The 25015-nt window shown below is 51.3% G+C and carries 20 protein-coding genes and 1 rRNA gene; 13 read left to right on the top strand and 8 right to left on the bottom strand.

The window, feature by feature from the left end:
* Positions 1-86: 86 nt before the first annotated feature.
* From rsmG to rpmH, 7 genes are all read right to left on the bottom strand, one after another.
* On the bottom strand, positions 87-809 hold the full coding sequence (rsmG, locus tag V3851_RS25870) for a 16S rRNA (guanine(527)-N(7))-methyltransferase RsmG (RefSeq protein ID WP_331849305.1): 723 nt from the start codon (positions 807-809) through the stop codon (positions 87-89).
* 3 nt (positions 810-812) lie between these two features.
* Positions 813-2699 (bottom strand): tRNA uridine-5-carboxymethylaminomethyl(34) synthesis enzyme MnmG, encoded by a 1887-nt coding sequence (gene mnmG, locus V3851_RS25865; RefSeq protein ID WP_331849304.1) that lies wholly within the window; start codon positions 2697-2699, stop codon positions 813-815.
* 139 nt (positions 2700-2838) lie between these two features.
* On the bottom strand, positions 2839-4218 hold the full coding sequence (gene mnmE / locus V3851_RS25860; protein ID WP_331849303.1) for a tRNA uridine-5-carboxymethylaminomethyl(34) synthesis GTPase MnmE: 1380 nt from the start codon (positions 4216-4218) through the stop codon (positions 2839-2841).
* Positions 4219-5141: 923 nt separating this feature from the next.
* Positions 5142-5864 (bottom strand): RNA-binding cell elongation regulator Jag/EloR, encoded by a 723-nt coding sequence (jag, locus tag V3851_RS25855; protein WP_331849302.1) that lies wholly within the window; start codon positions 5862-5864, stop codon positions 5142-5144.
* Positions 5861-6757 (bottom strand): YidC/Oxa1 family membrane protein insertase, encoded by an 897-nt coding sequence (locus V3851_RS25850; protein WP_331849301.1) that lies wholly within the window; start codon positions 6755-6757, stop codon positions 5861-5863. The genes jag and V3851_RS25850 overlap by 4 nt, the downstream gene beginning before the upstream one ends.
* Positions 6758-6832: 75 nt before the next feature.
* On the bottom strand, positions 6833-7183 hold the full coding sequence (gene rnpA, locus V3851_RS25845; protein ID WP_331849300.1) for a ribonuclease P protein component: 351 nt from the start codon (positions 7181-7183) through the stop codon (positions 6833-6835).
* A 174-nt stretch (positions 7184-7357) separates the two neighbouring features.
* Complete coding sequence (rpmH, locus tag V3851_RS25840) at positions 7358-7492, bottom strand: 50S ribosomal protein L34 (RefSeq protein ID WP_044481584.1); 135 nt, start codon at positions 7490-7492, stop codon at positions 7358-7360.
* Positions 7493-7865: 373 nt separating this feature from the next.
* On the opposite strand from rpmH, the gene gnd reads away from it, so the two are divergent.
* From gnd to gyrB, 10 genes are all read left to right on the top strand, one after another.
* Complete coding sequence (gene gnd, locus V3851_RS25835; protein ID WP_331849299.1) at positions 7866-8765, top strand: phosphogluconate dehydrogenase (NAD(+)-dependent, decarboxylating); 900 nt, start codon at positions 7866-7868, stop codon at positions 8763-8765.
* A gap of 17 nt (positions 8766-8782) precedes the next feature.
* Positions 8783-9463 carry a GntR family transcriptional regulator gene (locus tag V3851_RS25830; RefSeq protein ID WP_331849298.1) on the top strand — a complete coding sequence of 227 codons (681 nt, stop codon included), beginning with the start codon at positions 8783-8785 and terminating at the stop codon, positions 9461-9463.
* Positions 9464-9607: 144 nt separating this feature from the next.
* Positions 9608-10969, top strand: a complete 1362-nt coding sequence (locus tag V3851_RS25825) for a GntP family permease (RefSeq protein ID WP_331849297.1) — start codon at positions 9608-9610, stop codon at positions 10967-10969.
* A 35-nt stretch (positions 10970-11004) separates the two neighbouring features.
* A complete protein-coding gene (gntK, locus tag V3851_RS25820) occupies positions 11005-12558 on the top strand; it encodes a gluconokinase (RefSeq protein WP_331849296.1) in 1554 nt (517 codons plus the stop codon).
* Between the two features lie 451 nt (positions 12559-13009).
* On the top strand, positions 13010-14356 hold the full coding sequence (gene dnaA, locus V3851_RS25815) for a chromosomal replication initiator protein DnaA (protein WP_331849295.1): 1347 nt from the start codon (positions 13010-13012) through the stop codon (positions 14354-14356).
* Between the two features lie 468 nt (positions 14357-14824).
* Complete coding sequence (dnaN, locus tag V3851_RS25810) at positions 14825-15967, top strand: DNA polymerase III subunit beta (protein ID WP_331849294.1); 1143 nt, start codon at positions 14825-14827, stop codon at positions 15965-15967.
* A 39-nt stretch (positions 15968-16006) separates the two neighbouring features.
* Positions 16007-16228: a S4 domain-containing protein YaaA gene (yaaA, locus tag V3851_RS25805; RefSeq protein WP_331849293.1), complete on the top strand. Its 222-nt coding sequence runs from the start codon at positions 16007-16009 to the stop codon at positions 16226-16228.
* 54 nt (positions 16229-16282) lie between these two features.
* Positions 16283-17395 carry a DNA replication/repair protein RecF gene (recF, locus tag V3851_RS25800; protein ID WP_331849292.1) on the top strand — a complete coding sequence of 371 codons (1113 nt, stop codon included), beginning with the start codon at positions 16283-16285 and terminating at the stop codon, positions 17393-17395.
* Positions 17396-17409: 14 nt separating this feature from the next.
* Positions 17410-17658 carry an extracellular matrix regulator RemB gene (remB, locus tag V3851_RS25795; protein WP_331849291.1) on the top strand — a complete coding sequence of 83 codons (249 nt, stop codon included), beginning with the start codon at positions 17410-17412 and terminating at the stop codon, positions 17656-17658.
* Between the two features lie 43 nt (positions 17659-17701).
* Positions 17702-19606: a DNA topoisomerase (ATP-hydrolyzing) subunit B gene (gene gyrB / locus V3851_RS25790; RefSeq protein WP_331849290.1), complete on the top strand. Its 1905-nt coding sequence runs from the start codon at positions 17702-17704 to the stop codon at positions 19604-19606.
* 39 nt (positions 19607-19645) lie between these two features.
* Here the strand turns inward: gyrB and V3851_RS25785 are convergent, their stop codons facing one another.
* The gene (locus tag V3851_RS25785; protein ID WP_331849289.1) at positions 19646-20431 is read right to left on the bottom strand and encodes a YheC/YheD family protein; all 786 of its coding nucleotides are present in this window, start codon (positions 20429-20431) and stop codon (positions 19646-19648) included.
* 366 nt (positions 20432-20797) lie between these two features.
* Between V3851_RS25785 and gyrA the strand changes: the two genes are divergently transcribed.
* The 3 genes from gyrA to V3851_RS25770 all read left to right on the top strand — a co-directional run.
* Positions 20798-23320: a DNA gyrase subunit A gene (gene gyrA / locus V3851_RS25780; RefSeq protein WP_331849288.1), complete on the top strand. Its 2523-nt coding sequence runs from the start codon at positions 20798-20800 to the stop codon at positions 23318-23320.
* A gap of 161 nt (positions 23321-23481) precedes the next feature.
* On the top strand, positions 23482-24591 hold the full coding sequence (locus V3851_RS25775; RefSeq protein WP_331849287.1) for an HD-GYP domain-containing protein: 1110 nt from the start codon (positions 23482-23484) through the stop codon (positions 24589-24591).
* Positions 24592-24888: 297 nt separating this feature from the next.
* Positions 24889-25015, top strand: a 16S ribosomal RNA gene (locus V3851_RS25770); the annotation flags it as partial.

Here is a 25015-nt window from a genome sequence, read left to right as displayed (position 1 = left end):
AGCGGCAGCTTAATTAAAAAAGCCCCTTAACAAAATGTTCCACGTGAAACATGAAACATTCGTTAAGGGGCAAAGATACAAAAACATTAAATAATCGGTGATTTTAAAGGCGTACCGGCTTTTCGCGGATACTTTTTGGGAGTAGATCCGGTTTTGTCGATTAGAATAATATGGCGATCCGAATTTTCCACGGGTAATGATAAATGATGGTTCTGAACAAGTTTACCTTTCAACTCGCTCAAACTTCGCGCCGCTTCCGTCAACTCATCCCCAGGGTCGCTCCCCTTCATCGCGGCAAAGGTTCCTCCCTGTTTCACAAAAGGCAGGCAAAATTCGTTCAATACCGCCATCCGGGCTACCGCCCGCGCGGTGACAAGATCGAATGAATCCCGCAGCCCCTCCTTCCGAGCAAGGTCTTCCGCGCGCCCATGCAGCAATTGCACATCTGTGAGGCCCAGCTTGTCTACCACATTTTGCAAAAAGTGAATTCGCTTATTCAACGAATCGATAATCGTAAGCTCTATATGCGGAAAGCAAATTTTTAAGGGAATGCCGGGAAAGCCGGCTCCCGAACCAATATCCGCCAAGCTTCCGATCTGCTGCATATTAATATAGAAGGAAAGTGTCACGGAATCATAAAAATGCTTGATATAAACCTGGTCCCGCTCCGTGATCCCTGTAAGGTTCATTTTTTCGTTCCAGGAAGCCAGTTCTTCATAATACGTTTCAAATTGCTGCAGTTGCTCGGGAGACAGCTCAATCCGTTGTTCCCCCAATAAGGATTGGAATTGCGCCTGTATAGGATCCAAAGCTTACCCTCCCGCTGCGGTTACCCGGTTATAATGCTCCAGGTACACAAGCAAAATTGAAATATCGGCAGGAGTTACTCCGGAAATCCGCGAAGCCTGACCGATGGAAAGCGGACGAATCTTCGCCAGCTTTTGGCGGGCTTCGGTCGCCAGTCCATGGATCTCTTCATATTGAATATTCTCAGGGATCTTTTTCTTTTCCATTTTTTGTAAACGTTCAACGTGCTGCAATTGCTTATCGATATAGCCCGCATACTTAATCTGGATTTCCACCTGTTCCTTCATTTCTTCATCGAGTTCAATCTCCGAAGGAAACAAGTTACCCACATGTGCATAAGTCACTTCAGGCCGCCGTAAAATGGTCAACAGGTTGCTTCCGTCTTGAATCGGCGCCGAGCCGATAGATTCGAGCAGCGAATTGATCTCCGATGGGCGTACCTTCGTTTCCCGCAATCGTTCGATTTCGCGTTCAACCTTTTCCTTTTTATCGAGGAAAGCATCGTAACGCTCCTGTGGAATCAAACCGATCTCATAGCCGAGCGGCGTGAGGCGTAAGTCGGCATTGTCATGGCGGAGCAGCAGGCGGTATTCGGCCCGGGAGGTGAGCAGCCGATACGGTTCATTCGTCCCTTTGGTCACCAGATCGTCGATCATGACGCCGATATAACCTTGGGAACGGTCTAGAACAACCGGTTCCTTCCCCTGTACTTTACGGGCCGCATTAATCCCGGCCATGATGCCTTGCCCTGCCGCTTCCTCGTACCCCGAGGTACCGTTGATCTGCCCGGCCGTAAACAACCCCGGGAGGCGCTTAGTTTCAAGAGACGGCCATAATTGCGTCGGGATGACGGCATCGTACTCGATGGCGTAGCCTGTACGCATCATTTCCACGTTTTGCAAACCGGGAATAGAGCGCAGCATTTGGAGTTGAACTTCCTCGGGCATGCTGGTGGAAAAACCTTGAACATAATACTCGGATGTGTTTTTCCCTTCCGGCTCCAGGAAAATCTGATGCTTCGGCTTATCGGCGAAGCGCACGATTTTGTCCTCGATGGACGGACAGTAACGCGGTCCGGTACCCTCGATCACCCCGGAAAACATCGGAGCGCGATGCAAATTCGCATTAATGATGTCATGCGTTTCTTGGGAAGTATACGTTAGCCAGCAAGGAAGCTGCTCATTGTCGGAACTTTTCGTTTCGTAGGAGAAAAATTTCGGCTTCTCATCCCCCGGCTGAATTTCCGTTTGCGAAAAATCGATCGTATCCTTATGCACCCGCGGCGGTGTGCCCGTTTTGAACCGGACGAGATCAAATCCAAGCTCCTTCAGATTCTGAGACAGCTTGATCGAAGGCTGCTGATTGTTCGGGCCGCTTTCATACATCAGCTCGCCCATAATGATTTTGCCGCGCAGGTAAGTGCCGGTCGTCAGCACGACAGCTTTGGCCCGGTATTCCGCGCCCGTCTTCGAAACGACGCCGACGCATTTCCCGTCTTCGACGATCAATTCCTCGACCATGCCTTGGCGCATCGTCAAATTTGGTTCCTTCTCCATCGTTTCCTTCATCGTATGCTGATAAGAGAATTTATCGGCCTGCGCGCGCAGCGCATGAACGGCCGGCCCTTTCCCGGTATTGAGCATCCGCATTTGGATGAATGTTTTATCGATATTGCGGCCCATTTCCCCGCCGAGTGCATCGACTTCGCGCACGACATGGCCTTTGGCCGGACCGCCGATCGACGGATTGCACGGCATAAAAGCGACCATGTCCAGGTTAATGGTGATCATCAGCGTATTGCAGCCCATCCGAGCCGCGGCGAGCGCGGATTCGCAACCGGCATGGCCTGCGCCGACGACGATAACATCATAATTTCCGCCAGTATACCCCACCCTAGTCAACCTCCTAAAATATATAGTGTAAGTGTGCGCACCAGTAACCAGTAGGCGCCACACATTAGTTTAAATTTAAATTATCTATGCAATCTCCATCATCATACCACTTTCTCGTAGGCTGAAAAGCACCAAACCATTATTTTCCCAAGCAAAATTGTGAAAAGATTTGGTCGATCAGCGCATCCGGCGCCGAATCGCCGATCACTTCGCCGAGCTGCTCCCAAGCCAAACGGACGTCGATCTGCAAAATATCGATCGGAACCCCGGCATCCGCGGCATTATAGGCATCCGCCAGCGATTGCTTCGCTTTCTTCAGCAGCGCGATATGCCGTACATTGCTGACATAAGTGAGATCGCCCGATTCCAGCTTCCCGCCAAAGAACAATTCGGAGATGGCCTCTTCCAGATGATCCAGTCCCTCCTGCGTTTTCGCGGACAATTCGACAATGGCATTTTCCGGGAAATAATTGCTGATTTGTCCTCTCTCCAATTGCTGCGGCAGATCGATTTTATTGAGCAAAATGAGTGTGGGACGGCCTTTAAGCTGCTCCAACAGCTTTAGCTCGTCCTCATGCAGCGGCTCGGCGCTGTTCAACACGAGCAAAATAAGGTCGGCCTCCAGTACCGCGGCTCTGGACCGTTCCACCCCGATCTGCTCGACCAAATCCATCGTTTCGCGAATCCCCGCCGTGTCGAGCAGCTTCAAAGGAATATTGTTAATCGTCACAAATTCCTCGATTACATCGCGCGTCGTCCCCGGAATATCGGTTACAATCGCTTTATTTTCCCGGGCCAGTGTGTTCAGCAATGACGATTTACCGACATTGGGCCGCCCTACGATCGCTGTCGTGATGCCTTCCCGGAGTATTTTGCCCTGGTTGGCCGTTTTCAGCAGCGCATCAATTCCTTCCTTTACGTCGGCGCATTTGTTCTTGATAAACTCGAACGTCATCGATTCCACATCATGCTCCGGATAATCGATATTCACCTCGATATGGGCCAGCGTCTCGACCAGCGTTTGGCGCATCGTCTTGATTCGACGCGACAAGTCACCCTCCACCTGCTTCAGCGCCACCGAGAACGCCCGGTCCGACTTCGACCGGATCAAATCGATAACTGCTTCCGCCTGGGACAAGTCGATCCGCCCGTTCAAAAAAGCGCGCTTCGTGAACTCGCCCGGCTCGGCCAGCCGGATGAGCGGCTGCTGCAGCAGCAAGTCCATCACGCGCTTCACGGAGATAATCCCGCCGTGCGTGCTGATTTCCACCACATCTTCGGTCGTGAACGACCGGGGCGCCCGGAACAGCGATACGAGCACTTCCTCCAGCTTCTCGTTGCTTTCCGGGTCGATAATGAATCCGTAATGTACAGTGTGGCTTTCCGCCTCCGGCAGCGGTGTTTTGGAGCGGAACAACCGCCCCACTTCGCTAATCGCCTCGGGCCCGCTGACCCGGATAACGGCGATCCCGCTCTCACCCACCGCCGTCGATATCGCGGCGATCGTATCGCTTAGCATATATTTGTCACCTCGTGTTTTAAAGTGTGATAGGTGTGATAGGTGTGATAGGTGAATCTTTGGCCGCTCCGCAGCCCGTTTGATCCTTCGATCGCGGTTGCAGCCGGATTATTTCGATTATATACATTCATAAATGGTTATAATCCGGCTGCAAAGGCGACCACTTCGTTTCTCCAGATTCAAACGGCCCCGCTCCGCTACATGATTCACCTGAACCCCTCTTTCAATCCTCGCTCCCAAACATAAGCTTGGATTTAGGAAGTCAGATCAAAAAGTCGATAAATTCAGGAAAGCCCGGGCTTCCGATCGCTGTTGCAGCCAGATTATTTCTATTATATAAATTCATAAATGGTAATAATCCGGCCGCAAAGGCGACCACTTCGTTTCTCCAGCTAGCTTTCCCTCTATTCTCCTTTTTAACTGACTAGGATAAACCAACAACATAAAGTTTCTCGTCTTTTCAACATTATAATCCCTGCACAACCCCAAGCGCATCCCGAAGGGACAGCGCCTCCTTGTAAGCATTAGCTACTCTAACGCACGCAGGTTCTGTGTGCTCCCCGCAGGCGCTCCATCGTTGAGCGTGCCCCGTAGGGGCGACAAGCGGCTCATTCCTCGCCGTCCGCCCGGGTGCGCCGAAAGCAGCAGTGCCTCCAACCGGCAGGTGACCCGGGTGGGCCAAAAGTAAGCGGACCCGAAGGGGGAAAAGCGTGTCACGCGCCAACCTTAGCGCATCCCCGAAGGGGACAGCGATGCAGGAGCGCCTCTGGCCCATACCACGTTCTCCAATTTCGGGTAATCCCCTAGGGCGGAGCCCTCGGGGGGCCCTCCCTTACGGTAAGGGAGGGTTTGGGAGGGTTGAGACCCAATTAAAAGAAAAGCAATGACATTTGCCGGGGCAAATCGTCATTGCGTCTCATGCGTCATTTGTTCTGCTTCAGGGTAATAATGACCCGCCGGTTCGGTTCCTCGCCTTTGCTGTAGGTTTTAACCTCCGGATGGTCCTGAAGTTTGGAATGAATCACTTTCCGCTCCTGCGGCGACATCGGTTCGAGAGCCACATCCTTGCGGGTGCGAACGACTCGGCCGGCCAGCCTTACGGCCAGATCCTCGAGCGTCTTTCTCCGCCGCTCCCGGAAATTCTCCGCGTCCAGAACGATGCGGATAAATGAATCCGAGTAACGGTTGGCGATAATGTTCGTTAAATACTGCAGCGAATCCAGCGTTTGGCCCCGGCGGCCAATCAATACGCCCAGGTCGCTGCCCGAAATGTTCAATACGGTATTATCCTTCTTATGGATAATTTCCACGTCGATCTGCAAATTCATGCTTGCTCCGACGTCCCGAATAAATGACGCCGCCACTTCATAAGGGTCCTGCCCGGAATGGGCGCTCGTCCCCTGCTCCTCCCGGATTACAGGCGAGCGCTCCTTCGCGGGGCTCCCTTGCGACGGAACCGATGGGCTGTCTTCGGACAGCAAGGTCAATTCGACCTTGGCCTCCTTGACGCCGATCAGTCCCAGGAATCCTTTTGATGGCTGCTCCAACACATTCACGGCGACTTGATCCTCGGTGGTGCCGAGCTTGGCCAATCCTTGTCTTACAGCTTCTTCAACGGTTTTTCCTGACGCCACGATTTTTTTCATTTCGATTTTTTGGCCTCCTTGGCACCTTTGCCGGGATGACCGGCTTTTAAATTCGAACCGCCCTTTTTCGACTTTCCGGAGGTGCCTGAACCAGTGTTGTTATCGTTGTTGCTATTGACTGCAAGGACGGGATCTTTCTTGCGGTATATAAAATAGTTTTGCGCGATCGTGTACAAGTTACTGAAAATCCAGTACAGCGGCAGCGCAGCGGCGAAATTCATCGCCATAACGAAGATCAGGATCGGGTAAACCCACATCATGAACTGCATCGGCCCTTGCTGTTGGCCCGGGTTCATATTCGACATCATCTTCGTTTGAATGAATGTCGTGATCGCGGCAAGCAGCGGCAAGATGTACAACTTGTCCGGTTCTCCGAGCTGGAGCCACAAGAACGAGTGCTCCCGGATCGCCGAGTTATAATAAATGGAGTTGTACAATGCGATGTAAATCGGCATTTGAATAATTAACGGGAAACAGCCGGACATCGGATTGACATTGTTCTCCTGGAACAGCTTCATCGTTTCCGCTTGGAGCTTTTCTGGATTGTCTTTGTACTGTGCCTGAAGCTTTTGAACTTGCGGCTGAATCGCCTGCATCGCTTTCGAACTCTTAACCTGCTTCAAGGTAAGCGGCAAAATGATCGTTCGCACAATTAACACCATAACAAGGATGGCGAGTCCGTAGGCTCCGCCAAACCATTTTGCAAACGTATCCAAGGCCAATGAAAAATAGTAGACAACGTTCGATGTCCACCAGGAGCCGCTGGTCCGCATGTCTTCCGTGGTCGACGTAGCGCCTGCGCCTTGCGTACCGCAACCGGCCAGCAGCACGACCATCCCGATCGCGAGGATGAGGAGAAGCCACTTCCTTTTGTTATTCATAATACGCGACACTTCAAAACCCCTCTCTTAAACCTATCCATCATCGTAAATAATACCATATTTAAATGGACAAAGAAACAAGCATACTCAGCGCCCGGAAGGCTTAAGCAGCGAGGCTTTTCGCAGCACGTGCAGCACGCTTTTCTCCAGTTCCTTGTACTCCATTCCAACCGCTCCGGCACGGACGATCAAAATCAGGTCCACATGATCGCGGATCTCCGCTTCATGCAGGCGCACAATCTCTTTCAGCATCCGGCGCATCCGGTTTCGCACCACGGCGTTGCCGATTTTCTTGCTGGCCGAAACCCCGAGCCGGAACCGTTCCGTGTCCGGCTTCGCCGAATAATAGACGACAAGCTGACGGTTGGCAAAAGACTTTCCGTACCGGTAGACCCGGCTGAAGTCCGCCCGGTTTCTTAATCTTAGCTTTCTGTGCACGAGCCTTTTCTCCTCAACTGGAATCTATAAAACAGCCCCGAAAAGTGAGATTTTTCACCTATATCTCAAGTATTTAACGAGTAACCCGGAAAATAAACTTGAAGTGCTCCGGGGCCCCGAAAAACAACTTATTTAATGTAAAAAAAGACCACCGTAGTGGTCTTCATACAGTCATTAAGCACTCAATACTTTTCTGCCTTTTTGACGGCGAGCTGCGAGAACCTTGCGGCCGTTTTTCGTGCTCATTCTTTTACGGAAACCATGAACCTTACTACGTTTGCTCACATTTGGTTTGAAAGTCGGTTTCAATTTATTGCACCCCCTTAACAGGAATCGATCACTGTATATTTTCCATTTTCATATCCACAGAAAATGCCTTTTTACATTTAACCATACCCCTATTAAAAAGTCAACTGAGCCCGGCATTTCTTTTCCCTTATAATAACGCCGTTTTTTCCATCCTGTGGACAAATTTTCAAAACAGTTTTCCACAGCCTCCTTGCGTTTTTTTTGCCGAATAAAAGTTATTCACATGTGGAAAAGTAATTTTAAAAAGTGAAATTTCCCTTTTTTTAGCGCCCGTTGATGCAGTCGGAACGGTTTACAGCGATCGAAGATCGGAGTAATATGGATAATGGTGAAGTTGTATACAAGTATACTGGTAAGAAAGGATGTATTTATTATGAAACTAGGCATGATCGGGCTCGGCAAAATGGGCTTCAATCTAGTGCATAATCTGCTTCAGCATCAGCATGAGGTTGTAGCCTTTGACATGAACAGCGAAGCCGTTCAGCACGCTGCAAGTGAAGGAGCCGTACCCGCCTCCAGCCTTGAGCAGCTCGTCTCCTCCCTGGAAGCCCCGCGTATCGTGTGGGTCATGGTTCCGGCCGGCCCTGCGGTCAACTCGGTCGTCGATACTCTGATTCCGCTGCTTTCCAAGGACGATATCGTCATTGACGGCGGCAATTCGCATTATAAGGATTCCCTGGCGCTTGCCGATAAATTGTCCTCGCACGGCATCCATTTCTTCGATGTCGGCACCTCCGGCGGCGTTGAAGGCGCCAACCATGGCGGCTGCTTCATGATCGGCGGCAATGAATCCGTGTTCCGCACGATTGAACCGATCTTCAAGGATATCGCCGTCGACCGCGGCTATCTGTATGCCGGTAAGAACGGCAGCGGCCATTTTCTGAAAATGGTGCATAACGGTATCGAATACGGCATGATGCAGGCGATCGCCGAAGGCTTTGAGATTTTGGAAAAAAGCGATTTCGATTATAATTATGAAGACGTGGCCCGCGTTTGGTCCAACGGCTCGGTCATCCGCAGCTGGCTGATGGAGCTGACGGAGAACGCTTTCTCCAAAGATCCGAAATTGGAAAGCATCCGCGGTGTGATGAAATCGTCGGGCGAAGGCAAATGGACGGTCGAAGCCGCGCTGGATCTGCAAGCGAGCGCTCCGGTTATCGCGTTGTCCCTGTTTATGCGCTACCGTTCGCTCGAATCCGATACGTTCCACGGCAAGGTGGTAGCCGCTCTGCGCAACGAGTTTGGCGGCCATGCCGTAGAATCGGCCAAATAAGATAGGAGTTACTACCCATGAAGTTTCCTTCTTCCTGGCTGAAGGGCGGCTCTCTAGGCGAATTCATCGCCTGTGAGCTTCGCCTGCAAATCATCAACGGCACCATTAAACCGGGTGAAGTTCTATCCGAAAACCGCATCGCCGCGGAATTCGGAACGAGCCGATCTCCGGTTCGCGAAGCCATGAAAACGCTGTCGGGCGAAGGATTGATTACCCTGCAGCGGATGGGCGCCGTTGTGAACGGCCTGCAAATTCAGGATATCGAAGAATTGTATGATGTCCGCTACCTGATTGAAAGCTTCGCCTGGCAGCGGTTCGCGGAAGGCGACCCCGGCCAGGGCATCGCGCAGCTTAACCAGATTATCGACAAAATGGCGCTTGCGGCCAAATATCTCGATATCGTGGAATTCGCTTACCAGGACCTCGCTTTTCATGAACTGATCATTATTTCGGCAAAACATTTGCGAATACTGCACTTATGGAACAGCATCCGGCAGATCGTCATGACCGTGATGCTGATTACGACCGAAGAGGTTCTGTCCGAAGGCGAACAAAAAATCGATTATGTCGTGGAGAAACACCGCAAGCTTCTGAATGGGTTGGAGTTGCGCGACCCGGCCGTGATTGCCGCAAGGGTTGAAGAATATTTTGCCGATTCCCGCAATACATTGCATCGCAGTATCAAGGATAACCGTTAGGTTCTGCGCCTTTTCGCAGGCCTTTCCGGATTAACTTGTCGACAAGTATACATTAATGATTTTTCAATCCTTGTTCATACTAAAAGAATCATGGGTCTGTCGAAGGATACGGAACCAAACAGGGTAATTAAAAGGAGGAACACCATGAGCACGATATTCAACATGAGCCATAACGCCACCTTGTTACTATGGACATTGGTGACCATTGTTTTTTTGATCGTACTGATCTCCAAATTTAAATGGAATCCGTTCGTAACCTTATTGATCTCCGCCTTGCTGCTCGGTCTCTTGGTCGGAATGCAGCCGCTCGATGTAGTAACATCGATTACAAGCGGTCTGGGAGGCACGCTCGGGACGATCGCCATCGTTATCGGCCTTGGCACCATGCTGGGCAAAATGATGGCCGAATCCGGCGGAGCGGAACGAATCGCCACCACCCTGGTCGACCGCTTCGGCGAGAAAAGAGTCCATTGGGCGATGATGATCGTCGGCTTTATCGTCGGGATACCGGTCTTTTTTGAAGTCGGCGTCATCCTGCTGATTCCGATCGTCTTCACGGTCGCCAGAAAAACGAAGATGTCCCTGCTGCAAATCGGAATTCCGATTCTCGCCGGACTGTCCACCGTACACGGACTCGTACCTCCGCATCCGGCGCCGATGATCGCCATCGATGCCTATGACGCGGATCTCGGAACTACCATTTTGTATTCGCTGATCATCGGGATCATTGTCGCGATTATCGCCGGTCCCCTGTTCGGTAAATTTATCGGCAAGCGCATTGTGCTGGAACCACCGGCGGAGCTGGCGGACCAATTTGCGGTCAAGGGCAACCGGAAGCTGCCTGGCTTCGGGATTACGCTCTTCACCATCCTACTGCCGGTAATTCTGATGCTGATCGGCTCCATCGCCGACATCATCGATCCGGACGCGAGCAGCGGCATAACGCTGTTTTGCGAATTTATCGGCCATGAAATTATGGCCCTGCTGATCGCCGTCGTGTTCTCGTTCTTCTCGCTCGGTTTCTCGAGAGGATTTACGAAGCATGAAATTTCCAAATTCACGAGCGAATGTTTGGCGCCGATTGCTTCAATCGTGCTGATCATCGGAGCCGGCGGCGCCTTCAAACAGGTGCTGATCGACAGCGGCGTCGGTGCGGCGATCGCCGAAATGGCAACGGGCGCGAACATCAACGTCATTCTGTTCGCCTGGTTCGTCTCCGCGTTGATCCGCGTCGCCACCGGCTCGGCCACCGTGGCCATGACGACTGCCGCAGGCATCGTTGCGCCGGTGCTGGCTCTTACGCCGGGCGCAAACGTCGAGCTGGCCGTTCTGGCGACAGGGGCGGGTTCGATCGTCCTCTCGCACGTCAATGATGCGGGATTCTGGATGGTTAAGGAATTCTTCAATATGACCGTTCCGCAAACGCTGAAATCCTGGACCGTAATGGAGACGCTCCTCTCCGTCGTGGGTCTGGTGCTAATTCTGATTCTCAGCGCTATTGTATAAGATAGGATTATTTCAATGGAGAGAAGGTAATTCGAATGCAACAAAATCAAATTTCGTATATGATCGGCGTCGATATCGGCACGACCAGCACGAAGGCGGTATTGTTCGAGGAGAACGGAAGAATTGTCGCCTCCGCCAATGAGGGATATCCGCTGTACACGCCTACCTCCGACGTCGCGGAACAGGACCCGGAGGAGATCTTCGCCGCCATGCTGACGGCGATCAGACAGTTGATGGACGAGAGCAAGGTCGATCCAAAGCGGATCATGCTCGTCTCCTTCAGCACGGCGATGCACAGTGTTATCCCCGTCGATGCGGACGGGAAACCGTTGATGCGGTGTCTCACCTGGGCGGACAACCGCAGCGTGGAATGGGCGGAAAAGTTAAAAAAAGAACTCGGCGGTCAGGAGATTTACTCCCGCACCGGCACCCCGATTCACCCGATGTCCCCTTTGTCCAAGCTGCTCTGGCTGCGTCACGACATGCCAGAGGTTTTCAATAAAACGAACAAATTCATTTCCATTAAAGAATACGTGTTTGCCAAGCTGTTCGGCGAATATGTCGTGGACTATTCCATCGCTTCCTGCACCGGCCTGATGAACCTCGAGAAGCTCGATTGGGACGAGGGAGCTTTGCAGGTCGCCGGCATTACGCCGGACCGGTTGTCGACCTTGGTGCCGACGACGCACATCATGAAGGGGCTGCTCGGCACCTATGCGGACGATATGGGGCTTGACCCTTCCACCCCATTCGTACTGGGCGCCAGCGACGGCGTTCTGTCCAATCTCGGCGTCAACGCGATCGATCCGGGGGTTGTAGCCGTGACGATCGGCACCAGCGGCGCGATCCGCACTGTCGTCGACCGGCCGACCACGGACCCGAAGGGCCGTACCTTCTGCTATGCGCTGACCGACAAGCATTGGGTCATCGGCGGCCCCGTCAACAACGGCGGCGTGATTTTCCGCTGGGTGCGCGACGAATTTGCCGCCTCTGAGGTAGAAACCGCCAAGCGGCTCGGAATCAGCCCGTACGATGTATTGACCAAAATCGGCGAACGAGTACGTCCAGGCTCGGATGGCCTTCTTTTCCACCCTTATCTCGCCGGCGAACGGGCCCCCCTGTGGGATCCGAACGCCCGCGGCTCGTTCTTCGGGCTCACTCTGCATCATCAGAAGGAGCATATGATCCGCGCTGTCTTGGAGGGCGTCATTTACAACTTGTATACTGTTCTGCTCGCCATGGAGGAACAGATCGGGCAACCGAAGAAAATCCAGGCCACCGGCGGCTTTGCGCGTTCTCCGCTCTGGCGGCAAATGCTGGCCGACATTTTCGATCAAAGGGTCATCATCCCCGAAAGCATCGAAAGCTCTTGTCTCGGCGCGGTCGTACTCGGCCTGTATGCGCTCGGGAAAATCGATTCCTTCGACGTCGTCTCGGAAATGGTCGGCGGTACTTTCGAGCATACGCCGATCAAAGAGCATTCCGCCGTCTATAAAGAACTGCTTCCTATATATATTCGCATTTCCCGCAAGCTGGAGGAAGATTACGAAGCGATCGCCAAATTTCAGCGCAATCTGCCCGCGGAATAATTAACGTTTACCAACCGAAAGAGAGCTGTCCTAAGCCGTCTTGGGCTCGGGCAGCTCTCTTTTTGTATATTTTTTCTGTCGAATATCCTGTGTATAATTTTTTCGGAATTACTTCGGTTCCTGTCGAATTTTAAACAAATTATAAACAATATGTAGTGGTGTGGGCGAAAATTATACACAAGTTATTGAATTTGTGGATAAATTCGCTCAGTCCATTGAAATATAGGGCTTCTTTTGCTATGATTATATTGCTTTTGTTGTGAATATCTAAGTTTATGGGCTTAATTATTCACAGTCTGTGGATAACATTGTGAACAATTCGAATTTATTCATGTTTATAATCATTCCATCCTTCTGACTAATGGGGATAATATCCCCTTTTATTATGTTTTTTCGACCCTTTCTGCATGGCTCATGCCACAATTGGAAGATTTAAAAGGAGTGACCGTCTGTGGATAGCCATACCTCCGATCTATGGCAGCAAATCTTATCCATCATAAACACCAAACTCAGCAAACCCAGCTTTGATACCTGGTTTAAAGCTACGAAAATCGTCTCGCTAAACGATCGTCAGATCGTGATTTCCGCGCCGACCACCTTTGCCGTGGAATGGCTGGAGAGCCGGTATACGAAACTGGTAGCGACCACGGTCCTTGAATATTTGGGCAAGCAAGTGGATGTGTCCTTTGTGATCGAAGAATCGTCCGTTCCCGAGCAGACTCCGGTATACAAGGAACCCCCTGCACCTGTCCAAGCTGAGGAAAGCGTTTCCAATATGCTTAATCCGAAATATACATTCGACACCTTCGTTATCGGTTCGGGGAACCGGTTTGCGCACGCCGCTTCGCTGGCTGTAGCCGAAGCGCCGGCCAGAGCTTACAACCCGCTGTTTTTGTACGGAGGCGTAGGACTTGGCAAAACCCACTTGATGCACGCGATCGGCCACTACATTTTGGAGCATAACCCCAGCAGCAAGGTCGTTTATATTTCCTCGGAAAAATTCACGAACGAATTTATCAACTCGATTCGCGACAACCGGGCGGAAAGCTTCCGCAACAAATACCGGAATGTCGACATCCTGCTGATTGACGATATTCAGTTTATCGCCGGTAAAGAATCGACCCAGGAGGAGTTCTTCCATACCTTTAATGCGCTCCATGAGGAACGCAAGCAAATCATCATATCGAGCGACCGGCCGCCCAAAGAAATTCCGACATTGGAAGACCGGCTGAGATCCCGGTTCGAATGGGGCCTGATTACGGATATCCAGCCGCCGGACTTGGAAACGCGGATTGCCATCCTGCGCAAGAAAGCCAAGGCGGAGAATCTGGATATTCCGAACGAAGCGATGATGTATATCGCCAATCAGATCGATACGAACATCCGGGAGCTCGAAGGCGCGCTGATCCGCGTCGTCGCTTATTCCTCCCTCATCAATCAGGATATTACAACCCATCTTGCCGCCGAAGCGCTGAAGGACATCATTCCTTCCAGCCGGCCGAAGATGATTACAATACAAGACATTCAGCAAAAGGTCGGAGAATACTACAATTTGCGGCTCGAGGACTTCAAGGCTCGCAAACGGACGAAGGCCATCGCCTTCCCCCGGCAAATCGCGATGTATTTGTCCCGGGAACTGACCGACTTCTCGCTGCCCAAGATCGGGGATGCCTTCGGAGGCCGTGACCATACCACCGTCATCCACGCCCACGAGAAAATCTCCCAGCAGCTGAAAACCGACCAGGAACTCTATAAAGTTATCAACAACATTACGGAGAAAATCAAAAATTCATCCTGAATAAGCTATAAGCCTATGCACATGATATTCACATGTGGATAGGCTTCATTTCATATATTTCGCCCTGTTATCCACATAATCAGGGCCCCTACTACTTCTTCTATTATTTAAAAGATATACTTCATCCTACATGACGCGCCGTCTTCGCCGCTTCCGGCAACCCACTTTTGCGTTAGCGAAAAATGCATTTGCTTGCTAAAATCAAGTATATGCAGTTTCGGATGAATTTAGGGCTTCGATTCATGGATAGTAGAGCGTATGCGGGACAAGCCAGCTTTATGCCGAAATAAAAAGAGGGAGTATGGCGCTTTAAACTAAATTAAGGCTATGCGCACGAAGCAGTTTTTATGACGAAGTAAATTTAAGGAGCATTGCTCCATAAAACTTAAGCTTATGCTTTCGAAGCAAGTTTTATTGCGAAAACAATTTTAAAGCATATGCTTCATAAAACTTTTAGGAGTTGAATTTATGAAAATCCGCGTTTTAAAGCATGATTTGAACGAATCCATTCAGCATGTGGCCAAGGCCATCTCCAGCCGGACTACGATCCCGATTTTGACGGGGATCAAATTGGAGGTCAATTTTCAGGGGATGACGCTCACCGCCAGCGATACCGATATTTCCATCCAGGCGTTTATTCCGGCCGAGGACCAGGACAAGCAAATCGTGCAAGTGGACCGTCCGGGCAGCGTCGTACTGCCGGCTAAATTTTTTGTCGAAATTATCAAAAAGCTCCCTTCGAACGAAATCGAGATGGAAGTGCTCGACGGCTTCAAGACCCAAATCCGTTCCGGCTCCACCGATATTCAGATGGTCGGCCTCGATCCCGAGGAATTCCCAGTTTTGCCGAGCGTCGAAGAGAATCAGGTTATCTCCATTCCCGGCGATCTGCTAAAAAATATGATCAAGCAAACGGCATTCTCCATTTCCACGAATGAGAGCTCGCCGATTTTGACCGGGATTTTGTGGAATCTCAGCGACAATCAATTCAAGTTCGTCGCCACCGACCGCCACCGCCTGGCCAGCCGCATCGCAGGGCTTGACGATGCTGACGGCGTCCGGTTCAGCAATATCGTCATTTCCGGCAAGACGATGAACGAACTCAGCAAGATCATTCCCGATCAAAATACGCGGGTGGATATTGTCGTAGCGGACAACCAGGTGTTGTTTAAAATCGACCGGGTGCTGTTTTATACCCGGATTTTGGATGGGACTTATCCGGATACTTCCAAGATTATTCCGACATCCTACAAGACAGAACTCATTTTGGATACGAAGAAATTGAGCGAAGCGATCGACCGGGCTTATTTGCTGTCCCGTGAGGAAAAGACGAATATCGTGCGCCTTCAGACGATGGAAAACGGCAATATCGAGATTTCGTCCAGTTCATCCGAACTCGGTAAAGTAACCGAGCAGATCGAACTGTCGCATTTTACGGGCGAACCGCTGCGGATCTCGTTCAACTCGAAATATATGCTGGATGTGCTCAAAGTGGTGGAGAGCGAGCAACTGCACATCGGTTTTACCGGCGCCATGAGCCCGATTATTGTGAAGCCGATCGATGATACGCAGAGCCTTTATCTCATTCTCCCTTACCGCACAACGAACTAAGAGCGGACCCTTATTCAAGAGAGGAAGTAGCGTAAACCGATGAAGAACGTTGCGATTACAAGCGAATATATCAAGCTGGATCAGTTTTTGAAGCTGGCCGATTGCGTGCCGACCGGAGGCATGGCCAAGGCTTTACTGCAGGACGGGGCCGTAAAGGTCAATCGGGAGCCCGAAGACCGCCGGGGACGGAAGCTGTATCCCGGAGATATCATCGAGGTGGCGGACAACGGCTCCTTTCAAGTGGTGCACGGCGAAGAATAGAGGCTCCCTGAACCCGCCGGATGACAGGGGGATATGAGGAGGGCCTGGTATAACGTGTTTGTCAAATCACTATCGCTTGCGAATTATCGCAATTATGAGACGTTGTCGCTCGATTCCTTCGGCAGCGTCAATCTGATGATCGGACGCAACGCTCAAGGCAAGACGAATCTGCTGGAAGCGCTGCTCGTCCTCGCCTTGACGAAGTCGCACCGGACCTCGAAGGACAAGGAGCTGATCTCCTTTGGTCAGGACCATGCCACGGTATCCGCCGAGGTAGAGCGGAAATACGGTACGGTCGGCCTTGAGCTGCGCTTTTCTCACCAGGGCAAACGGGCCAAGCTGAATGGGCTGGAGCAACGGAAGCTGAGCGACTTTATCGGAGGGCTGAACGCCGTCATGTTTGCTCCGGAGGATCTGGAAATTGTCAAAGGCACGCCGGGAGTCAGACGCCGGTTCCTCGACATGGAGATCGGCCAGGTTCAGCCGAGCTATCTGTTCCATCTCCAGCAGTATCAGAAGGTGCTGGTACAGCGCAACAATCTGCTGAAGCAGGCTTGGGGTTCCGGCGCGGACAGCGGAACCATGCTGGAGGTATGGAATCAGCAGCTCGCGGAGCATGGTGTTAAAATCATCAGGAAAAGGAAACAATTTATAAGAAAACTGCAGAAATGGGCGCAGCAGATTCACGAAGGCATTACCGGGGGCGGCGAGAACTTGAAATTATCGTATCTTCCGTCCTTCAGTGAGCCCGAGGAAGAAGATGAAGCTGTCTTATTTGAGCAATTTATGATAAAGTTATCACAAACGAAAGAACAGGAAATCCGCCGCGGGATGACCCTTTCGGGGCCGCACCGGGACGATCTTGCTTTTCATATCAACGGGAATGAAGCGCAAAGTTTCGGCTCGCAGGGACAGCAGCGGACAACGGCGCTATCGCTTAAACTGGCGGAAATCGAACTGATCCACGAGGAGATTGGCGAATACCCCATTTTGCTCCTCGACGATGTATTATCCGAACTCGATCCATACCGCCAGACGCAATTGATCGAAACTTTTCAAAGCAAAGTGCAGACGTTCATCACGGCTACGGGAATCGAAAGTCTTAATGCCGGCCGTCTTCAGGACGCCAGCATTTTTCATGTTCATGAGGGACAAGTTCACATGTAGAACGGAGGAGGACGATGTATATTCATCTCGGCGGAGAGAAAGTGATTCTTTCTTCGGAGCTGGTGGCTATTTTTGATATTTCGATAGAGAAATCGTCCAAGATATCCAAGCAATACGTAAGTCACGCGATCAAGGACAAACAGGTGATGCGGATCGGAGAAGAAGACCCCAAGTCGATCGTCGTGACCGAAGACAAGGTGTACTATTCGCCGATTTCCTCCGCCACGCTCAAGAAGAAGACGAATATTCAATCCATGCTGTAATCCGTTGATATAGAATCCATAGAAGTAGGTGAAGGCATTGTCTATGAACGAACAATCGTATGATGAGAGTCAGATACAGGTACTAGAAGGACTGGAAGCGGTCCGTAAGCGTCCGGGGATGTACATCGGTTCCACCAGTGCCCGGGGGCTGCACCACTTGGTCTGGGAAGTCGTCGACAACAGTATTGACGAGGCCTTGGCCGGCTTTGCGAACAAAATCGACGTCACCGTCCATCAGGATAACAGCGTAACCGTTGTCGACAACGGTCGCGGGATTCCGGTCGGCGAGCATCCCAAACTGAAGAAATCGACGCTGGAAGTCGTAATGACGGTACTCCATGCCGGGGGTAAATTCGGCGGCGGAGGATACAAAGTGTCCGGCGGTCTGCACGGGGTAGGGGTGTCGGTCGTCAACGCGCTGTCCGAGAAAGTCGTCGTTCAGGTCAACCGGGACGGACATACGTATCAGCAAGAATACCATCGCGGTGCACCGCAATACGACGTTAAGGTCGTCGGTGATTCCGAAATCACGGGGACGAAGACCACTTTCCATCCGGACCCGGAGATTTTTACGGAAACGACCGTTTTTGATTACAATACCCTGTTAGGGCGGATCCGCGAACTGGCGTTTCTGAACAAGGGAATCAATATTACGCTGACCGATGAACGGACCGGCGATTCCGACTCGTTCCACTACGAGGGCGGGATCATGGAATACGTTAAGTTTCTGAATCAGAACAAGCAAGTATTGCATGAGCCGCCGATTTACGTGGAAGGTTCGCGCGATATGGTTCAGGTTGAAATCGCATTGCAATATAACGACAGCTATACGGAGAATATTTTTTCGTTCGCCAATAATATCAACACACATGAAGGCGGTGCGCACGAGTCGGGCTTCAAGAGCGCATTGACGCGGATCGTCAATGATTATGCCCGCAAGAACGGCTTGATCAAGGATAATGACAACAACTTGACGGGGGAAGACGCCCGTGAAGGGTTGACCGCGATTATTTCCGTCAAAATCCCGGAACCGCAGTTCGAGGGTCAAACGAAGACCAAACTCGGCAACAGCGAAGTGCGGGGGATCGTCGAATCCCTGTTCGGCGAGAAGCTGCAGGAGTTCCTGGAAGAGAACCCCGCGGTGGCGCGCCGCGTGCTCGACAAGGCGCTGCAAGCCTCGCGGGCGCGGGAAGCGGCGCGTAAAGCGCGGGAGCTGACGCGGCGCAAGAGCGCGCTGGAAGTCAGCGCGCTGCCGGGCAAGCTGGCGGACTGCTCCTCCAAGGACGCGTCCATCAGCGAGCTGTACATCGTCGAAGGCGACTCCGCGGGCGGGTCGGCCAAGCAGGGGCGGGACCGCCACTTCCAGGCGATTCTGCCGCTGCGCGGCAAGATTCTGAACGTGGAAAAGGCGCGGCTTGACCGCATTCTCAGCAACGCCGAGATCCGCGCGATCATTACGGCGCTCGGTACCGGGATCGGCGAAGAATTCGACATTTCGAAAGCCCGTTACCACAAGATCATTATTATGACCGATGCCGACGTCGACGGCGCGCACATCCGTACCCTGCTGCTGACGTTCTTCTTCCGCTACATGCGGAAGATTATCGAGGCGGGCTATGTGTACATCGCCATGCCGCCGCTCTTTAAGGTCGAGCGGAACAAGGTGATTCGTTACGCCAATTCCGAGAAAGAGCGGGACGAAATTATCGCTTCGTTCGGCGAGAATGCCAAGTACAACGTCCAACGCTATAAAGGTCTCGGCGAGATGAATCCCGAGCAGCTGTGGGAAACGACGATGGATCCGGAAAGCCGGACGATGCAGCAGGTTTCGATCTCCGACGCGATTTTGGCCGATGCGATCTTCGATACGCTCATGGGCGACGACGTCGAACCGCGGCGTGATTTTATTCATGAGCACGCAAGATCCGTTAAAAATCTGGATATTTAATCCGCATTTCATAAATGGGCTGTTCCAAGGTAGTCAATCCTATCGGGAACGGCCCTTTTTTAATCGTCCGTAAGCAACGGCATAACGCCGGATTTTTTTGTAAATGCTTTTGTCTTTCAGCATTTTAAAGGGGAACAGGGCCGGCAGCGTATTGACTTCCAAAATCCAGATATGATGTTGATCGTCAATAGCGATATCCAGACCGATCTCTTTCAGGTTAGGGAATTTTCGGGCGAGCTGGGCGGCCGTACGAACGCCTAGGGTCTTCATTTCTTGATATACCCGGGCAAATTCTTTGGGACTGAAATAGGGACCGAGCAAATCTTCAATAAGCATGACGGAGCCGCCGCCGTGATAATTGGTGATGATTTTTTGCTGGGCGGCTACTCGGCCGATGAAACCGGTCGTCTCCCAGGTTTTTTGCGGAGTTCTCTGGACGAGCGCCCGCAGGTCGAATTTGCGCCGCCGGTAGGTCAGCATATGGATTCCTCGCTGGATCAAAAACAATTGCTTGCCGATGTTCGCCGTCAAGGATGTATGGAGTTCCTCAAGCGTCGGATACAGCTCCGTTTGGATTCCATAGCGGAGTTTATATTGTGGGGGGTTATCCGGCTCCAATTCATCGGCCCAGGGCTCAACGCTCATGACACCGATTCCGTAAGTTCCTTGATCCGGTTTGACAAAGACCAGCCCGTATTGATTGACCATATCTTTTAATTGCTCCAGAGAGTATTTACGCGTATCCGGAATATAGGGGCGAATCGACTCCCTTTGCCTTAAGACAATCGTCTTTTCCCACTTGCTCCCAATGCGCTGAATTGCCAACAGAAATTCATCCTTTCCAAAACCCCTGCCGCGATCGGTTCAGCCACGAAAAACATAGGACAGAAGAGAAAATCAATGGTATAATTATAAGATATGGGGATTTTATAAGTTTTTTGAACGTTTTTTTGAACAACCTCTCAAAATGCCTATATTTGTAGTGTATGAAGAGTGGAAGCATTGGGAATGGACACATCCCTATTTTATTTTGTGCCTTGTTGAAATGGGACGACAGCCGCGACGTTTATTTGTCCATGATTTGTGAAAGTAATATAATGAATAGTGGCGGTTTTTCGGAAAAATGACTTATTTTCAGGATTTTCATCCCATTACATAGGCACTTGGATAGATTATTGAAGGAGGTCCAGCATGGCGGAAGAAAAATTTTCGCAAATCATAGACCGGGACATTAATGTGGAGATGCGCGAATCCTTTATGGATTATGCGATGAGCATTATCGTCAGCCGTGCTTTGCCGGATGTAAGGGATGGCTTGAAGCCGGTGCATCGCCGTATTTTGTACGCGATGAACGAATTAGGCATGCATCCTGATAAGCCGTTTAAGAAATCGGCCAGAATCGTCGGTGAAGTTATCGGTAAGTATCACCCTCACGGGGACTCTGCTGTGTATGAATCGATGGTTCGGATGGCGCAAGACTTTTCCATGCGCAACACGCTTGTCGAGGGCCATGGCAACTTCGGTTCGATTGACGGCGATATGGCCGCCGCGATGCGGTATACCGAGGCGCGCCTGTCTAAGATCGCTATGGAAATGCTGCGCGACATTAACAAAGAAACCGTTGATTTCATGCCGAACTACGATGGCGAGGAACGGGAGCCGGTCGTTTTGCCGGCGCGTTTCCCGAATTTGCTGGTCAATGGGGTATCCGGGATCGCCGTAGGGATGGCGACCAATATTCCGCCGCACAATTTGGCTGAGGTGATTAACGGGGTTGAAGCATTGATTGATAATCCCGATATAGATTCGTTAGATCTTATGGAATATATCAAAGGCCCGGATTTCCCGACAGCCGGTTATATTATCGGGCGTACGGGGATTCGCCAGGCTTATACGACAGGCCGGGGCACCCTTACGATGCGGGCCAAGACGAGAATCGAGGAGCATAACAACAAAGCCCGGATTATCGTGGAAGAAATCCCGTATCAGGTCAACAAAGCCCGTCTGGTCGAGAAGATTGCCGAGCTTGTACGGGATAAACGGGTTGACGGGATCACCGACCTGAGGGACGAATCCGACCGGAACGGGATGCGCATCGTCATTGAGCTGCGCCGGGACGTCAATCCGAATATCGTGCTGAACAATTTGTTCAAGCACACGGCGCTGCAAAGCACCTTCGGCATCAATATGCTGGCCATTGTGAACAATGAGCCGAAGATTTTGACGCTGAAAGAGGTTCTTCATCATTATTTGCAGCATCAGATCGAAGTTATTCGCCGCCGGACGGAATTTGAACTGAAAAAGGCGGAAGCCCGGGCTCATATTTTGGAAGGCTTGCGCATCGCTTTGGATCATCTGGACGAAGTTATCGCGCTGATCCGCGGTTCAGAGACGACGGACATCGCCCGGACAGGCCTGATGGAACGCTTCGGGCTTAGCCAGGAGCAGGCACAGGCCATCCTGGACATGCGTCTGCAACGCCTGACCGGCTTGGAGCGCGAGAAGATAGAGAACGAATATAAAGAGCTCATGCTAAAGATCGCGGAATATCGTGAAATTTTGGCCAATGAGTCCCTTGTTCTGCAAATCATTCGCGAGGAACTGCAAGAGATTCGAGAGAAATATGCGGATGAGCGCCGGACCGAGATCCTGATCGGGGAAGAAAGCATCCTGGATGAAGACTTGATTCCGCAGGAAGAGGTCGTGATTACGATCACGCATACCGGTTACATCAAGCGTCTGCCGCTCACAACCTACCGCAGCCAGAAACGCGGGGGACGGGGCGTCGTCGGAATGGACACCAAGGATGATGATTTTGTCGAGCATCTGTTCGTCACAAATTCGCATCACTACTTGATGTTCTTTACCGACCGGGGCAAAGCTTACCGCCTGAAGGCCTATGAGATTCCTGAACTCGGCCGGACGGCTCGGGGGACGCCGATTATCAACCTGATTCAGATCGAGCAGGGGGAAACCGTCAATGCGGTAATTCCGGTAGAGCGCTTCGATGATGATAAGTACCTGTTCTTTGCCACACGTCGAGGGATCGTGAAGAAGACGCCGATTGAGGATTATATCAATATTCGCAAGGGCGGGCTGATCGCTGTTCATCTTCGGGACGATGATATACTGATCGATGTGAAGCTGACGGACGGAGAACAGGAAGTCATTATGGCTACGGCTCAAGGGATGTCCATCCGCTTCCCTGAGAGCGATGTGCGTCCGATGGGCAGATCGGCGACCGGGGTGAAAGGGATTACCCTGGATGAGGACGATCAACTGATCGGTATGGATGTCATCGTTCCTGACCGGGATATTCTTATTGTGACAGCCAAAGGCTACGGCAAACGGACGCCTGCTTCCGAGTACCGGACCCAGGGCCGGGGCGGCAAAGGGATCAAGACGATCAATGTGACGGAGAAGAACGGTTCCGTCGTCAGTCTCAAGGTTGTTAAGGATGATGAAGACCTGATGATCATTACCGCCAGCGGTACGCTGATCCGTACGAGCATGGAAGGAATTTCGACCATGGGCCGGAATACGCAAGGGGTCAAATTGATTAATATCCGCGAGGATGATTCCGTAGCTACCGTCTGCCGTTCGGATAAGTCGGAGGATGAGCCGGAAGAAGAGTCGCAAGAAGAGTCGCAAATTGATGCGCCGGATACGGAAATGGAAGCATCGGATGTGGAATCCGAAGATACAGAAGAATAAAGCTGGGCCGATAGACCGGATTCTCCGCGGAGAGTCCGGTTTTTTATGCATCAAAAGGATTGTTGGTCAACTGTCTCTCGTAATATAATGGCATTACGTAGTGCTTTTTCACTAGGTAGGGACCTGACCTAAATATTGGAAGATTGAGGAGAGAGCGAATCATGGCAACTGTCCCTGTAATGGAACTCAAACCCGGAATCAAAATTACAAACCATGTACATACCCCGTTGGGCGGGCTTTTATTGCAAAAAGGAAAGGTGCTGCTGCCTCGGGATCTGGATATTTTGCGCGCGTTTATGGTTCAGCAGGTAGAGATTGAAGACTCGCAGGCCAAAGGGCGGGAGGAAGGGCCGGAGGCCATGAATTCGGGCAAGCCCGGGCTTAGCTCCGCTGTGGGAGGCAGTCCGTTCCTTTACGAGAACGAGCAGCCGCAGTCGGCACTTTTGCACAAGGAATACGATCGGATGCTGCATTTGACGAAAAGCGCGTTCCAATCGGTTTTGGCCGCCGAGCTGCCGATTTATGAGCTCCGTCATCAATTGGAGACGCTGATTGGACAGTTGAAAGCCTATAATGTACTGACTTTTTCACCGCGCAATATGAACGAATATGATTATTTGTATCACAATGCGATTTTATCCGCATTAACCTCGTATATGATTGCCAAATGGCACGGTCTGCCGCAAAAGGACTGGATGCAGGTGGCGTTTGCCGGTTTATTGCATGATATCGGTAATACGAAAATCGATCCAAGCATTCTGTATAAGCCCAATTTGCTGACGGACGAGGAATCTGAAGAAATGCGGATGCATACAACTTACGGTTATCAGCAGCTTCGCAAGACTTCGGCGATCAATGAAGGTGTTCGGCTAACGGCGCTCCAGCATCATGAGAAAATGGACGGTTCCGGCTACCCGTTCCGGTTGACCGGGGATAAAATCCATATCTACGCGAAAATTGTAGCCGTCGCCGATATTTTTCACGCGATGACCCTGAATCGAAGATACCGCAAGGCGCAGTCACCCTATTTGGTATTGGAACAAATCAACGCCGAGGCATTCGGCAAGCTTGACCCGGCTATTGTGAAGATCTTTGTCGAGAAAGCCACCCAGTTCCATAACGGGATGCGCGTCCGACTCAGCAATGACAAAGTGGGGGAAATCGTCTTTTCCGACCGGCAGTATCCGACGCGGCCGATGGTTTCCGTGCAGGGCGAAATCGTCAACCTGGTTCAGGCAAGACACTTGCATATTGAGGAAGTTCTTTCCTAGGGTTGCTTTTTAGGTTGGTTATGGGGTATATTAATATACGCTGCTGCGGAGGGCAGGCCGGGTTGAATCAAGCCCGATAAAATCTTTTTTAAAAAACTCTTGCAATTTTCCGCAGTACGTGATATATTATAAGAGTTGCCGCTGATGCAGCGACAACGACTGAATGAAGTTGATCTTTGAAAACTGAACAACGAGTGAGTATTAAATGAGAATTAAATTCTCGTCAGTTTTGAAATGAGCAAGTCAAACATCGGATGGAACACCTCATACCTTCGGGCATGAGCCTCCTTCCGATCCTTATTGGAGAGTTTGATCCTGGCTCAGGACGAACGCTGGCGGCGTGCCTAATACATGCAAGTCGAGCGGACCTGATGGAGTGCTTGCACTCCTGAGGGTTAGCGGCGGACGGGTGAGTAACACGTAG

The organism is Paenibacillus haidiansis (assembly GCF_036553665.1).
Lineage (GTDB): Bacteria > Bacillota > Bacilli > Paenibacillales > Paenibacillaceae > Fontibacillus > Fontibacillus haidiansis.
The sequence above is the reverse complement of the archived record's forward strand: the minus strand, read 5'-3'. Positions and strand labels throughout refer to the sequence as shown.